General features: G+C 71.4%; 10 protein-coding genes. 2 read left to right on the top strand and 8 right to left on the bottom strand.

The annotated features are described in order from the left end of the window. The coding region (locus DW309_RS08435; RefSeq protein WP_205812686.1) for a D-alanyl-D-alanine carboxypeptidase family protein at nt 1-1,607 on the top strand (1,607 nt) is incomplete at its 5' end. 97 nt (nt 1,608-1,704) lie between these two features. Here the strand turns inward: DW309_RS08435 and DW309_RS08430 are convergent. From DW309_RS08430 to DW309_RS08420, 3 genes are all read right to left on the bottom strand, one after another. Continuing rightward, nucleotides 1,705-3,966 carry an ABC transporter ATP-binding protein gene (locus tag DW309_RS08430; protein WP_136045117.1) on the bottom strand — a complete coding sequence of 754 codons (2,262 nt, stop codon included), beginning with the start codon at nt 3,964-3,966 and terminating at the stop codon, nt 1,705-1,707. Next, a complete protein-coding gene (locus tag DW309_RS08425; RefSeq protein ID WP_136045116.1) occupies nt 3,963-5,690 on the bottom strand; it encodes an ABC transporter ATP-binding protein in 1,728 nt (575 codons plus the stop codon). Before DW309_RS08425 ends, DW309_RS08430 begins: the two co-directional genes overlap by 4 nt. Nucleotides 5,691-5,924: 234 nt before the next feature. Continuing rightward, nucleotides 5,925-6,986, bottom strand: coding sequence for an enoyl-CoA hydratase/isomerase family protein (locus DW309_RS08420; RefSeq protein ID WP_136045115.1), 1,062 nt, complete (start codon nt 6,984-6,986; stop codon nt 5,925-5,927). A 110-nt stretch (nt 6,987-7,096) separates the two neighbouring features. Here DW309_RS08420 and DW309_RS19885 point away from each other — a divergent pair, with 110 nt between their 5' ends. Beyond that, the gene (locus DW309_RS19885; RefSeq protein ID WP_205812685.1) at nt 7,097-9,658 is read left to right on the top strand and encodes an ATP-binding cassette domain-containing protein; all 2,562 of its coding nucleotides are present in this window, start codon (nt 7,097-7,099) and stop codon (nt 9,656-9,658) included. A gap of 62 nt (nt 9,659-9,720) precedes the next feature. Here the strand turns inward: DW309_RS19885 and DW309_RS08410 are convergent, their stop codons facing one another. The 5 genes from DW309_RS08410 to hemC all read right to left on the bottom strand — a co-directional run bounded on the left by DW309_RS08410 (nt 9,721) and on the right by hemC (nt 14,445). Beyond that, nucleotides 9,721-10,170, bottom strand: coding sequence for a hypothetical protein (locus tag DW309_RS08410; protein ID WP_136030722.1), 450 nt, complete (start codon nt 10,168-10,170; stop codon nt 9,721-9,723). Between the two features lie 84 nt (nt 10,171-10,254). Next, nucleotides 10,255-11,577, bottom strand: a complete 1,323-nt coding sequence (locus DW309_RS08405) for a glutamate-1-semialdehyde 2,1-aminomutase (protein ID WP_136045114.1) — start codon at nt 11,575-11,577, stop codon at nt 10,255-10,257. A 98-nt stretch (nt 11,578-11,675) separates the two neighbouring features. Further along, entirely contained in the window at nt 11,676-12,653 is a 978-nt protein-coding gene (hemB, locus tag DW309_RS08400; protein ID WP_136045113.1) for a porphobilinogen synthase, read from the bottom strand. Further along, a complete protein-coding gene (locus tag DW309_RS08395) occupies nt 12,650-13,447 on the bottom strand; it encodes a uroporphyrinogen-III synthase (protein ID WP_136030727.1) in 798 nt (265 codons plus the stop codon). The genes hemB and DW309_RS08395 overlap by 4 nt, the downstream gene beginning before the upstream one ends. Further along, nucleotides 13,444-14,445: a hydroxymethylbilane synthase gene (gene hemC / locus DW309_RS08390; RefSeq protein ID WP_136045112.1), complete on the bottom strand. Its 1,002-nt coding sequence runs from the start codon at nt 14,443-14,445 to the stop codon at nt 13,444-13,446. The genes DW309_RS08395 and hemC overlap by 4 nt, the downstream gene beginning before the upstream one ends. Between the last annotated feature and the right edge of the window lie 6 nt (nt 14,446-14,451).

Here is a 14,451-nt window from a genome sequence, read left to right as displayed (position 1 = left end):
CCGCCGACGCAGGCGACGCGGACGGGAGCACGGACCGCCCCGCGGCCGAGGTCTCCCCCTCCGCTGATCCCGCGATCCCGTCCGTCGCGTCGGCCCCACCCGCCGCGGACTCCGCGTCCTCGACGATCACGGCAGCGACGCCGCCGCTGACCAAGCCGCCGTTCCGCGCGAGGGTCTCGGAGCCGGCTCTTTCGGCCGAAGACGACGATGCAGCGGTCGCGCTCCTGTCCGGTACGGCCGCGCAGTGGGCGGACGACGCGACCCCGGCGACCGCGCTGACCTGGGTGGATCCGGCCGATGTCGCGGCGCACACTCCCGCCGTCTCGCTGGACGCCGAGCCGGAGGCGCAGACCGCCGAGGGGCTGTTCCGCGGGGCCCGGCTGCGTCCGGCCATCGCGCGCCCCGGCCTGCTGGTGCCGTTGGGGGTGCTGGCCGGGCTCGTCCTGGCCTATTCGGGCACGACGCTGCTGTGGCCGCTGCACGAGGTGCCCCCGGCGGTGGAGGCGGTGCAGTTCGAGACGACGCCCGCCACGGCCGCCGAGCTCACGTGGCCTGCGGAGGGCAGCGCCGCCGTGGGGGTCGCCGGCATGACCACGTCGGCGTCGATCCCGGATGCGGTGAGCATCGCGAGCATCACGAAGGTCGTCAGCAGCCTGATGGTGCTGGATCGGATGCCGCTGGCGCCGGGTGAGCAGGGACCGGAGTTCCGTTTCACCCGCGGCGACAGCGTGCGCTACTGGGACTATCGACGCCAGGATCAGTCGGCGCTCGACGTCCCGGTCAACGGTGTGCTCACGGAGTATCAGCTGTTGCAGGGCACGCTGCTCGGCTCGGCGAACAACTACATCGATCGGCTGGCCTCGGAGATCTGGGGGTCGAACTCCGAGTTCGCCAGGGCGGCCGAGGAGTGGCTGAGCGAGCGTGGTCTGACCGGGATCACGGTGGTGACGCCGTCGGGTTTCGATGAGCGCAACGTCGCGACCCCGGAGGCGCTGATCGCGCTGGGCGAGCTGGCGATGCGCAACCCCGTGTTCGCGGAGATCGTCGGCACCGCCTCGGTCGAGCTTCCCGGCGCGGGGACGGTCGTGAACACCAACGGCATGCTGGCCGATCCGGGCGTCGTCGGCATCAAGACCGGGACCCTGATCGGGTGGAACCTCCTCACCGCGAAGGATGTGGAGGTGGGCGACACGACCGTGCGGCTGTTCGCGGCAGTGCTGGATCAGGCCGACGACGAGTCGCGGCTCGCGGCCACCCGCGCGCTGTTCAGTCAGGCCGAGGCGGAGCTGCAGACGGAGGACCCGGCCGTCGCCGCGGGCACGGTGGTCGGTCGCGTCACCACGATGTGGGGCGAGGAGGTGGACGTGGTCACCGCGGAGGACGCGGACGTCGTGCTGTGGAACGGTGCCGCCGCGACCGCGACCGCCGCGTTCGACCTGGGCGAGCGACGAGAGGCCGACGACCGCGTGGGCACGCTGACCACCACCGGGCCGCTCGACACGGAGGACACGGCCCTCGTGCTGCGCGAAGACGTGGAGGGCCCCAGTCCCTGGTGGCGCCTGACGCACCCGCTCGATCTGCTGGGCATCACCGTCCACACCGACTGAGCCAGGCGCCGCCGTTCACCGGCCGCGCAGACGACGACGCCCCGCTCCGAGGATCCGGAGCGGGGCGTCGTGTCGGTGGTGCGGGACCGCCGAGGCGTCAGGCGCGGGGGTCCGCGCCCTCGGCGCCGTCATCGAGCAGCGCTCGTGCGGCCGCGGCCTCCGCGGCCGGGACGTTCGCCCCTACCGAGGCTCCGGCGATCGCGTCGTCGGCCTGCTCCCGTGCCGTCTCGTCGGCGGCCTCCCCCGTGACGACCACGGGCGTGGAGCCCGTGAGGGCCTCCTCCGCGTCGAGGTCGGTCGCGGCCTGCTCGAACTGCGACTGGTACAGCCGCCAGTAGGCGCCCTGCGCGGCGATGAGCTCGTCGTGCGTGCCCTTCTCCACGATGTCGCCGTGCTCCATCACGAGGATGAGGTCGGCGTCGCGGATGGTGGACAGGCGGTGCGCGATCACGAACGACGTGCGCCCCTGGCGGAGCGCGGCCATCGCGTGCTGCAGCAGCAGCTCGGTGCGGGTGTCGACGGCCGAGGTGGCCTCATCCAGGATGAGGATCGACGGCTGGGCGACGAACGCGCGCGCGATCGTGATCAGCTGCCGCTCACCGGCCGACACGTTGGACGCATCCTCGTCGAGCACGGTGTCGTAGCCCTCGGGGAGGGCGTGCACGAACCGGTCGACGTACGTGGCCTTGGCGGCGGTGAGCACTTCCTCGTCGGTCGCGGTCGAGCGACCGTAGCGGATGTTCTCGCGGATGCTCCCGGCGAACAGCCACGGGTCCTGCAGCACCATGCCGGTGCGCGAGCGCAGGTCGTCGCGCGTGATCTGCGAGATGTCCTGACCGTCGAGCGTGATGCGCCCGCCGCTGAGCTCGTAGAACCGCATGATCAGGTTGACCAGCGTGGTCTTGCCCGCGCCGGTCGGCCCGACGATCGCGACCGTCTGGCCCGGCTCCACCCGGAACGACAGGTCGGTGATCAGCGGTCGCTCCGGCGTGTAGGAGAAGGACACGTTCTCGAACTCGATCACGCCCTTGCCGTCGCCGAGCCGCGGGGCGTCGGCCTCGTCGGGCTCCTGCTCGTCGGCGTCGAGCAGGTCGAACACCCGCTCGGCCGACGCCGTGCCGGACTGCACGACCGCTGCCATGCCGCCCAGCTCCGACAGCGGCTGCGTGAACTGCTGCGAGTACTGGATGAACGCCTGCACGTCGCCGAGGCGCAGCTGACCGTTCGCGACCATGAGGCCGCCGAGCACCGCGATGCCGACGTAGGTGAGGCTGCCGACGAAGGTCATGGCCGGCATGATGATGCCCGACAGGAACTGCGCCTTGAAGCTCGCCTGGAACAGCTCCTCGTTCTCGGCCTTGAACTTGTCGAGCGCGTCCTGCTCCCGACCGAACACCTTCACGAGCGCGTGCCCGGAGAAGGCCTCCTCGACGCGGGCGTTGAGGCGGCCGACCTTGCGCCACTGGGTGCCGAAGGCCTTCTGCGAGCGCGGGCCGATGACGCCGAAGATCACGCCCATGAGCGGCAGGGCGACCAGGGCCACCAGTGCCAGCTGCCACGAGATCGAGAACATCATCACCAGCACGCCGACCACGGTGAGCACGGCGGTCAGGGCCCCGGAGAGGGACTGCTGCATCGTCTGGGTGATGTTGTCGATGTCGTTCGTGACGCGGGAGATCAGCTCGCCGCGCTGCACCCTGTCGAAGTACGACAGCGGCAGCCGGTTGATCTTCGCCTCGACGGCCTCGCGGAGGCGCCACATGGTGCGCACCATGATGACGTTGATCACGTATCCCTGCAGCCAGCTCAGAAACGCGGCCACCACGTAGATCGCGAGGACGGCGGCGATGACCCAGCGCAGAGCATCGAAGTCGATCCCGTCGCCGACACGGAAGTCGCCGAGGGCGCCGACCTGGTTGGCGAAGTCGTCCTGTCCCGCTCCGCGCAGCGCATCGACCACCACGTCCTGCGACGTTCCGGCGGGGAAGCCGGGGAAGTCGCCGTTCGGCTGGCCGAGCTGGATGGAGATGAAGCCGCGGTAGACGATGTTGGTCGCCTCGGCCAGGACCTTGGGAGCTGCGACCGTCAGCACGACGCCCAGGGCCCCGAGGATCGACACGAACACGAACCACACGGCCGAGGGCTTGAGCAGTCCGATCATGCGGGCGAAGCTCGGCCCGAAGTTGTCGGCCTTGCCCGGCGCGACGCTGTCCCAGCCGCCGCCGTTCTGCCGTGCCTGCTCCGCGAGCTCGGCCTCGTACTGCTCTTCCGCCGTGAGCTCGCGCTCCTCGGTCTGCGCCGGGGCCTTCCCCCGTCCGCGCTTCGGCGCGGCGGTGCGCTTGTCGTCCTGCGCGCTCATGCGTCCACCCCCAGCTGCGACTCGACGATCTCTCGATAGGTGCCGCTGGTCTCCAGCAGCTCCTCGTGCGTGCCGACGCCCACCATCGTGCCGCCCTCGAGCACCACGATGCGATCGGCGTCGGTGATGGTGGAGACACGCTGGGCGACCACGATCTTCGTGACGTGCGGCAGCTCGCGCCACAGCGCCTGCCGCAGTCGCGCGTCCGTGGTCAGGTCGAGCGCCGAGAAGGAGTCGTCGAACACGAGCACCTTCGGCTGGTGCACGATGGCCCGCGCGATCGCGAGACGCTGGCGCTGGCCGCCCGACACGTTCGTGCCGCCCTGGGCGATGCGGGACTCGAGCCCGTCGGGCATCTCCTCCACGAAGTCACGCCCCTGGGCGATCTCGAGCGCGTGCCACAGCTCCTCATCGGTCGCGTCCTCCCGGCCGTAGCGCAGGTTCGACGCGACGGTGCCGGTGAAGAGGAACGGACGCTGCGGCACCAGACCGATGCTGTCCCACAGCGCCTCCACGTCGGCCTCGCGCACGTCGGTGCCGCCCACGTGCACCGAGCCGCTCGAGACGTCGAACAGACGCGGGATGAGAGAGACCAGCGTGGTCTTGCCCGCACCCGTGGAACCCACGATCGCGACCGTCTCACCCGGCTGCGCCGCGAAGCTGATGCCGGTCAGTACGGGCGCGTCGGCGCCCGGGTAGGTGAAGGCAACGTCGTCGAACGCGACCGCACCCGGCGTCGGGAACGCGGTGACGCCGTTCGCGGGGCGCGTCATGGTCGACTCGGTGTTGAGCACCTCGCCGATGCGCTCGGCCGAGACGGCGGCGCGCGGGATCATCATCGCCATGAAGCTGGCCATGATGACGCCGCCCATGATCTGGCCGATGTACTGCATGAAGGCGAACAGCGTGCCCACCTGCACGGTGCCGTTGTTGACCTCGATGCCGCCGAACCAGATCACGGCGACCACGGTCACGTTGAGGATGAGCATGAACAGCGGGAAAAGCAGCACGAACAGCGAGCCGACCTTGCGGCCGACGACCATGATGTCGGTGTTGGCTCCGCGGAAGCGCTCCTCTTCGATGCGCTCGCGCACGAACGCGCGGACGACGCGCACGCCGGTGAGCTGCTCGCGCATGATGCGGTTGACGTTGTCGAGCTTGCCCTGGTAGCTGCGGAACAGCGGCACCATGCGGCCGATCACGAGCGCCGCCAGGAGCAGGAGCACGGGGACCGACACGGCGATGAGCCAGCTAAGCCCGGCGTTGGTCTGCACGGCGAAAATGATGCCGCCGATCGCGAGCAGCGGCGCGGTGACGAGCATGGTCGCGCCCATCATCGCCAGCATCTGCACCTGCTGCACGTCGTTGGTGTTGCGCGTGATGAGGGAGCCGGCGCCGAACTGCGACACCTCGCGCTCGGAGAAGCCGCTGACCTTGCCGAACACGTCGGCACGGATGTCGCGACCCGCGCCCATCGCCGCGCGCGCGGCGAAGAAGGTCGCGATCACGGAGGCGACGATCTGGCCCAGGGAGACCGCGAGCATGAACAGCCCGGTACGCCAGATGTAGGCGGTGTCGCCCTGCGCGACGCCCTTGTCGATGATGTCGGCGTTGAGGCGGGGCAGGTAGAGGGTGGCAGCCGCGCTGGCGAACTGGAAGACCAGCACGGCCGCGAGGAGCCACTTATATCGGGACAGATAGCGGAGGAGGATTTTTCCCAGCACAGGCGGACTTTCTAGGAAGGAGGAGGCGGCGGATCTCCCGGCAGACGGATGCCGACCGACGACCGGCCATAGGACAGCGTGCCACGAAGCGGGGACATTCGTATCCCCCTGGGGGCGGACCTTCGCTCACAGCGAACCGCATCCCGTGCGATCAGCACTTTTCTGCACGGTGACGAAGAAGGGCCCGCCGGAAGCCTGCCCGATCGCCGCCCGCGTCAGCGAGCGGGCTGAACCTCAGAACAGCGGCGGCTGCGGCGTATAGTCGCGGGCCGGCGCACCCGCGTCCGCCGGCAGCTCGGCGAGGGTCGCCGGCTGCCACTTCGGGTTGCGGTCCTTGTCGACCAGCTGCGCGCGGATGCCCTCCACGAGGTCCGGGTGCTCGTTGACGAACCACAGCACCCGTCGGTACTCCCCCTCGAGCGCGGCGCGCAGTCCCGGCAGCTCCCGCGCCTCACGCACGGCGTCGAGCGTCACGACCAGCCCGGTCGGCGCGAGCCCCTCGAGGAGATCGGCCACGGCTGCGGCCTCTGTCGTGCCCTGCGCGTGCAGCCGCTCCAAAATCTCGGGCACGGTCGGCGCGGAGAACGCCTCGTCGATCCAGGCGCGCGATGCCGGGAGCGCCGACGGCTCCGGCGTCTCGTCGAACAGCAGCACGATCTCGCTGGGGCTCGTCGGGTCGGCGCGGTGCGCGAGCGCGTCGCGCAGGGCGTCGAGGCGGTCGGAGGGCACCACGTGGTCGGCGAACCCGAGGTACACCGCGTCGGCGGCGCTCATGGTCGCCCCGGTCAGCCCGAAGTACTCGCCGAACCGTCCCGGCGCCCGCCCGAGCAGCCACGTGCCACCGACGTCGGGAGTGAAGCCGATGCGGGTCTCCGGCATCGCGAGCTTCGACCGCTCGGTGACGATCCGGATGGCCGCGTGCCCGGCGAGCCCGATGCCGCCGCCCATCGTGATGCCGTCGGCCAGCGCCACGACCGGCTTGGGGTACTCGGCGATCATCGCGTTCATCGCGTACTCGGCGCGGAAGAACTCGGCCGACCGCTCGGGGTGACCGGACACGATCTGCTCGTGCAGGCGGCGCACATCGCCGCCCGCGCACATGCCGCGCTCGCCCTCGCCGTCGATCAGCACGATCTGCACGTCGGAGTCGTCACGCCACGCCACCAGCGCCCGGGTGATCTCGGCGATCATGTCCTCGTCGAGCGCGTTGATCGCCTCGGGGCGATTGAGGGTGAGCCGTCCGAGCGCTCCTTCCGTGCGGACGAGGACACGGGGGGCGGCAGAGGTATCGGTCACGGGTGCCAGGCTACCTTCTCACCAGGGGTGGAATTCCGCACGGAATGCGGGTTCCGGGGCGGTTTTCCGGCAGGATAGGGGGAACTGTTCATCGCGACGAGAGGTGCCGGATGCCTGAAGGACAGGTGCTCGAGTTCACGAATGTGACGAAGCGCTTCAACGAGGTGACCGCCGTCTCGGACTTCTCCGCCCGCGTCGAGCCCGGGGCCGTGACCGCCTTCCTCGGTCCCAACGGCGCCGGAAAGACCACGACTCTCCGCATCCTGCTCGGTCAGGTGCGTGCCACGTCGGGAACCGCCACGATCGGCGGCGTCGCCTATCCGGAGCTGCGCCAGCCGCTGCGCACGATCGGCTCCGTGCTGGAGGAGACGGTCTACCGCCCTCGCCGCACGGCCAGCCGGCAGCTGACCATCGCCGCGAAGGCCAACGGCATCCGCCTGTCCCGCGTCGACGAGGTCCTGTCGCTCGTGGGCCTGGAGAGCGAGGCCGATTCCCGCATCGGCGGCTTCTCCCTCGGCATGCGGCAGCGGCTGAGCGTCGCACACGCGCTGCTCGGCGACCCCGGTGCCCTGGTCTTCGACGAGCCGGCGAACGGCCTCGACCCGGAGGGCATCCGTTGGATGCGTCTGCTCATGCGCCGTCTCGCGGACGAGGGGCGCACGGTCCTGGTGTCGTCGCACGTGCTCAGCGAGATCGAGCAGGTGGCCGACCACGTGCTGGTGCTGTCGAAGGGACGGCTGGTGCTTTCCAGCGGCATCGAGACCCTGGCCGACCCGGCCGGCGGGTCTGTCATCGTGGATTCCGTGGATCGTCCCGGCCTCACGACGGCGCTGGTGGCGGCGGGCTTCGACATCGAGGTGCTGCGCTCCGGGCTGACCGTGCGCGGAGCCGACGCGAGCACGGTGGGTGCCGTGGCCGCTGAGGCCGGCATCGCCCTCAGCACCCTCGTGCAGCGCGGGCCCACGCTGGAAGACGTCTTCATCGATCTGATGCGCGGTGGTCGCTTCGGCACAGCGGCGGACACGACCGCGGCCACTGCGGGCGGGGCGGCGCCGGGCGAGACGGCAGTGACCGATACGAACGATGAGGCGAGCGATTCCTCCGCCGACGTGGCGACAGCGGGCGCCGGTGCGGCCGCATCGGCTCTGGCTGCCGGGGGTGCGGCCGCTCTCGCGGACGACCTCACCACCGAGACCGTGCCCGAGCCGACGGACGCCACGGCGGAAGACGACGACGTGGACGAGCAGTCGACCGACGCGGAGCCCGCGTCGGAAGACCTCGCCGCCGCCGACACGGAGGACTCCGACGTGATCGAGACCGTGGCGGAGGTCACGGCGATCACCGGCCCGGTCGCGGTCGTCCCGGTGGAAGAAGACGTGCGTCCCGTGACGATGGAGGACGCGGCGCGGATCGGCGATGGCGATTCCCTGTCCGAGTCGCACGCGGAGACGGCGACCTCGTTCGATGAGATCCTGTTCGGCGGCACCGCGCCGGTCCAGGAGGAGGAGCCGACCGAGCGGCCCACGCGACGCAGCCTCGCGCAGCTGTTCGCGACGACGCCGGAGTCCGCCGACGACGACCACAGCGCGTCCCCGGAGCATGTGTCCACCGACGAGCAGGACTCCGAGGGTGATGTCTCGACCGGATCGGACGACGCGGAGTCAACGGACGGTTCGGCGTGGAGCACCGGTTCCGCACCGACCGAGGAGGGGGCGGACGAGGCCCCGGAGAACGGAACCGAGGCAGACGAGACTCCGGAGAACGCAACCGGGGCAGACGGAACTCCAGCAGAGGAGCCCGCGGACCACGAGCCCTTCGCCGACGATCAGGAGTCCGCGCTGGATTCCGTCGATGACGCCCACGACAGCGAGAGCCCGGCGGATGAGGCGCCGGCGGACGACACCGGGGTCGCGTCCGACGAGCCCGCCGCAGATCCGGTTCCGGCGGACGACGAGCCGGTGAGCACCGCCGATGACGAGTCCATCGAGGAAGACCCCGCGGGCATCGAGTTCTTCGCCGAGCTGGACGACGCCGAGGAGGCGGACGAGACCGACGAGGCCGACCACGGCGACCACGGCGACCGCGATGCCGAGGAGGCTCCGCTCGAGGCGGGCGGCACGGACGGAGCCGCGACCCCGGACGAGGACGAAGACCCCCGCGCGGCCGCCGTCAGCTCCCTGCTCTCCGCCGCCGCACGCGCGTACTACGAGGACGAGCCGCGGGACTACCCGCTGAGCACCGCCGACAGCGTGCCCGCGACCGGCGCGCCGGGAGAGACGCACGACGCCGGGGCCCACTGGAGCGTCGCGACCACCGGCGTGATCGACACGGTCCCGCTCGCGCGCGACACCGCGACCGATGGTCAGGACGACCACGGCACCGCCGACGCGCACCACCGGCCCGACGACGGTGTCGCCGAGGTGCAGGACGGCGAGGGGCACGAGAGCGAGGGGCACGCGGTGCCCGCGCACAGCGACGAGCACAGCGGCGAGCACGACGGCGAGAACAGCGACGAGCACGACGGCGAGCACAGCGACGAGAACAGCGACGAGCACAGCGACGACGACCGCGACCGCGAGGGCCACGGTCACGACGACGGGCAGAGCGACGCGCACGATCACGACGGGCACGATCGCGAGCAGCACACCGACGGCGACGAGCACCGCGGCTGAGCCCGAGACACGAGACGCCCTCCCGGCTACGGCCGGGAGGGCGTCTGTCGTTCGTGGGGCTGCTAGGCCGGCCGCGGGCGGATGACCGGACGACGGCTGCCCTTCGACACGGGCGTCGGTGCGGTGGCGACGATCTCCTCGACGCTCGCCGGCTCGTCCGACACCTCGAGCCGCAGCGCCTGCGTGAGTGCGAGGCCGTGCCGCGTGGTGAGGATCAGCCGGTTGTACTGCGGGTCGCCCTCGAGGTCGATCACGACGCTCGGGCGACGCCGCCGGATGAGCACGAAGTCGAGGGTTCCGGCGGCCTTCCAACTGCCGGCGGCGAGCACGGTCGGAATGTGGGTCCCGGGGTTCGGCACACCGCGGAGCCAGGTCCAGGCGTCGTCCGTCAGCTGCACCTTGGTGATGGTGTCGCGCGGGATCCGCACGTTCTCACGGTGGAAGGTGGCGGCACGTTCGATGGGCGAGAGCACGACTTCGAGTTGCGTCTGGTCCAGCAGCAACGTCACCATGCCCCTTAGTCTGCCAGCGCGGCGCTCCCGGTTGGCTGGAAGTTGCTCACAGGAAAGCAACGATCCGTTGTGGGCACGGATACATCAGGGCCGGGCGTCTGCCGCGGCCTGGGCCGCGAACGCCAGCGCCGCCTCGATGCGCTGCAACTCGTCCTCACCGTGCGCCGCCGTGAGGAACCACGCCTCGAAGACGCTCGGCGGAAGCGCGACACCGTGCTCGCGCATGGCGTGGAAGAACGCCGAGTAACGGAACGACTGCTGCGCCTGCGCCTCGGCGTAGTCGCGCGGGATCGAGGCGCGGAACGACGCGCTGAACAGGTTGCCGGCCGACGCCACCGCGTGCGTCACGCCCGCGTCGCTGAGGGCGGTGTCGAGCGCGGTCGCCACCCGGGTCGCCGCGGCGTCGACCGTGGCGTAGACCTCGGGCGTCGCGAGGCGCAGCGTGGCGAGACCCGCGGCGACCGACAGCGGGTTCCCCGACAGCGTGCCCGCCTGGTACACCGGGCCGAGCGGAGCCAGCAGGTCCATGACCTCGGCGCGACCGCCGAGCGCGGCCAGCGGCATGCCACCGCCCACGACCTTGCCGAACGTGATGATGTCGGGGAGGTAGTCCTCGCCCGCCGCGGCCTGCAGACCCCAGAACCCCGCCGGGTGCACGCGGAAGCCCGTCAGCACCTCGTCCAGGATCATGAGTGCGCCGTGAGCGTGGGCGGTGTCGGCGATCAGGCGGTTGAATCCGGGCCGCGGGGGGACCACCCCCATGTTCGCCGCGGACGCCTCGACGATCACGGCGGCGATGCACTGGCCGTGCTCGGCGAACACCGCGTCGAGCGCCTCGGGGTCGTTGTAGCGGATGACGAGCGTCTGTGCGGCGATGGGTGCCGGCACCCCGGCGGATCCGGGCAGCGCGAGCGTGGCGACGCCCGACCCCGCCTCGGCCAGCAGCCCGTCGGAGTGGCCGTGGTAGTGCCCGGCGAACTTCACCAGCAGGTCGCGACCGGTCGCGCCACGGGCGAGTCGGATCGCGGTCATGGTCGCCTCGGTCCCCGTGGACACCAGGCGCACGCGCTCGATGGGTCGGAGGTCGCCGAAACGCACCCGGTCGGCGATCAGCGCGGCCAGCTCGACCTCGCCCTCGGTCGGGGCACCGAACGACAGACCCCGCGCTGCGGCGTCCTGCACGGCGGCGACCACCTCGGGCTGCGCGTGGCCCAGCAGCGCCGGACCCCACGAGGCCACCAGGTCGACGTACTCTCGCCCGGCGGCGTCGGTGACGGTCGCTCCCTTCGCCGAAGCGAGGAACCGCGGCGTCCCGCCCACCGAGCCGTAGGCGCGCACCGGCGAGTTCACCCCACCCGGGATCACAGCGCGGGCAGCGGAGAACAGGTCGTCATTGCGGTCGGTCATGGCAGCTCCTCGGTGATGCGCGGAGCTCTCCCGGGCATCCCTTCCAGGCTAACCCGCCGTACCGACGCCGGAGTCCGCGCGGTGACGCCGCGGGGCGGTCAGCCGCGAAGCCAGCGGGCGGCCTCGGTCGCCCAGTAGGTCAGCACGGCGTCGGCGCCCGCGCGCCGGATCGACAGCAGCGACTCGAGGATCGCCGCCCGGCGGTCGATCCAGCCGTTGGCCGCGGCGGCCTCGACCATCGCGTACTCGCCGGACACCTGATACGCCCACACGGGCACGGTCACGGCGTCGCGCACCTCGCGCAGCACGTCGAGGAACGCCATCGCCGGCTTGACCATGACGATGTCGGCGCCCTCCTGCTCGTCGACCAGCGCCTCCCGCACGCCCTCGCGGCGGTTGCCCGGATCGAGCTGATACGTGCGCCGGTCGCCGGTCAGCTGGGAGTCCACGGCCTCACGGAACGGGCCGTAGAAGGCGCTCGCGTACTTGGCCGCGTACGCCAGGATCAGCGTGTCGGTGAAGCCCTCGGCATCGAGCGCCCGGCGGATCACCGCGACCTGGCCGTCCATCATGCCGGACAGCCCGAGCAGCTGCGACCCGGCCCGCGCCTGCGCCAACGCCATCGAGGTGTAGCGCTCGAGGGTCGCGTCGTTGTCGACCGAGCCGTCCGCCGCGAGCACCCCGCAGTGCCCGTGATCGGTGAACTCGTCGAGGCAGAGGTCGGTCTGCACCACGAGCGCATCGCCCACCTCGGCCGCGAGGGCCTCGGTCGCGACGTTCAGGATGCCGCGCGGATCGTCCGCTCCGGAGCCGACCGCATCGCGCACCGCCGGGACGCCGAACAGCATGACCCCGCCGACGCCGGCCTCGGCCGCCTCGACGGCGGCGGCACGCAACGAGTCGAGCGAGTGCTGCGCCACGCCGGGCATCGAGCCGATGGGCGCCGGCTCGGTCAGTCCCTCGCGCACGAAGAGCGGAAGCACGAGCTGACGGGGCTCGAGCGAGGTCTCGCGCACGAGGTCGCGGACAGCGCGGGACTGGCGCAGCCGACGGAGGCGGATGTCGGGGAAGCTCACGGCGCGAACTCGTCTGCCGCGTGCGGAAGCGTGAACTGGGACACGGCATCGATCAACGCGTCGATGGTCTGCCGATCGGCCACCACCGACACCGGCAGACCGGCACGCTCGGCATCCTTCGCGGTGCGTGGGCCGATCGCGGCGAGCAGGGTCTCGTCCGGGATGTCGGGGAACTGCTCGCGCACCTGCTCCGCCACCGAACCGCTCGTGATGAGGATGGCGTTGATGCGGCCGTTCTCCACATCGCGACGGATGCGCTCCGTGACCGGCACGCCCACCGTGCGGTAGGCGACCACACCGTGCACGTCGTGTCCGGCCTCGGACAGCATGATGCTCAGCACCGGCTTCGCGATCTCGCTGCGCAGCGCCAGGATGCGCCGGGGCTCCTGCTCGAGCGCGATCAGCTGCTGAGCCATGCCCTGCGCCGAGTTGTCCTGCTCGGGGACCAGCGCCACCTCGTAGCCCACGGCCTGGAGCGCTGCGGCCGTGGTCTCGCCCACCGCCGCGATCTTCGTGGATTTGGGCACGACCGCGCGATGCGCGAACAGCACGTCGACCGTGGTCGCACTCGTCACCGTCAGCCAGTCGAACTCACCGGCGGCCAGCTGCTCCAGCGCGCGGTCGAGCGTGTCCTGATCGGTCGTGGGGGCGAAGTTGATGAGCGGGGCGACGACCGGCACGGCGCCCAGGGCACGCAGGCTCGCGGCGACACTGTCGCCCCAGGGCCCGCCACGGGGCACGAGGATGCGCCAGCCGTCCAGCGGTCGGTCCTGCTTGGTTTCGGATGTGGTCATGAGAAATCGGGGTGCTCTCGGGGGACGAGGTCGGCCGCCCCTTGATCGAGCAGCCGACGGGCAACAGCGAGCCCGAGCTCGCGCGCTGCGTGCATCGGGCCTGCACCATCGGCAGCATCCGCTCCATTGCCACTGCCGTTCCGATGAATATACTCCCCGTTCAGGGCTTCCGTGACGTCGAGCCCGATCCGCCGACCCCCGTCCGGGGCGTACACGACCGTCCTGATGCGGATCTCGGCGCCCTCGACGCGTGCGTGCGCCGCCATGGGGGCTTGACACCCGGCATCGAGTCCCTCCAGAATGGCGCGCTCGACCGTGACGGCCAGTCGGGTGTCGTGATCGTCGAGGGCGGAGAGCGCCTCCCGCAGCTCCTCCGGGGCGTCCGCCCTGGTCTCCACCGCGAGCGACCCCTGTCCCGGCGCGGTCGGCCACTCCGCGAGCCCGAGCTCTTCGCGCTTCAGCGGCGAGTCGGTCCCCAGACGCGACAGGCCGGCGGCCGCGAGGATCACGGCGTCGAGCTCGCCCGAGGCCACCCGCGCGAGCCGGGAGTCGACGTTGCCGCGGATGTCCACGACCTCCGCCTGCGGTGCCCGGCGCCGGACCTGGGCGATGCGTCGCGGCGAGCCCGTGCCGACGGTGCTGCCCGAGCCGAGCTCGTGCAGGGGCGCGCCGTGACGCGTGAGCACCACGTCCCTGGCATCCTCGCGCGGCGGAGTCGCAGCGATCACGAGTCCCTCGGGGACGGCCGTCGGGAGGTCTTTGAGGGAGTGCACGAGGAAGTCGCAACGGCCGGCGAGCAGAGCCTCGCGCAGCCGGGTCGCGAAGACGCCCAGACCGCCGATCTCCGACAGCGACGCCCGATTGGTGTCGCCCTCGCTGGTGATCGGGACGAGCTCGACGGCACGCCCCGTGACCTTCTCGAGGGCGGCGGCGACATGGCCCGACTGCGCCTGCGCGAGCGCGCTGCGTCGGGTGCCGAGACGGATGGGGGTGCTCATGGTGCG

Origin of the sequence: Microbacterium sp. K41 (genome assembly GCF_004794395.1) — a bacterium.
In the GTDB taxonomy this organism is placed as follows: domain Bacteria; phylum Actinomycetota; class Actinomycetes; order Actinomycetales; family Microbacteriaceae; genus Microbacterium; species Microbacterium sufflavum.
Note: the sequence above shows the minus strand (reverse complement) of the source record. Positions and strands in the feature narration are given on the sequence as shown.

What these genes read in the sequence shown, in the direction of transcription:
- DW309_RS08430 (WP_136045117.1), bottom strand. Translation starts at nt 3,966, where the DNA reads ATGAGCGCGCAGGACGACAAGCGCACCGCCGCGCCGAAGCGCGGACGG.
- DW309_RS19885 (WP_205812685.1), top strand. Translation starts at nt 7,097, where the DNA reads ATGCCTGAAGGACAGGTGCTCGAGTTCACGAATGTGACGAAGCGCTTC.
- DW309_RS08410 (WP_136030722.1), bottom strand. Translation starts at nt 10,170, where the DNA reads ATGGTGACGTTGCTGCTGGACCAGACGCAACTCGAAGTCGTGCTCTCG.
- DW309_RS08405 (WP_136045114.1), bottom strand. Translation starts at nt 11,577, where the DNA reads ATGACCGACCGCAATGACGACCTGTTCTCCGCTGCCCGCGCTGTGATC.
- DW309_RS08395 (WP_136030727.1), bottom strand. Translation starts at nt 13,447, where the DNA reads ATGACCACATCCGAAACCAAGCAGGACCGACCGCTGGACGGCTGGCGC.
- hemC (WP_136045112.1), bottom strand. Translation starts at nt 14,445, where the DNA reads ATGAGCACCCCCATCCGTCTCGGCACCCGACGCAGCGCGCTCGCGCAG.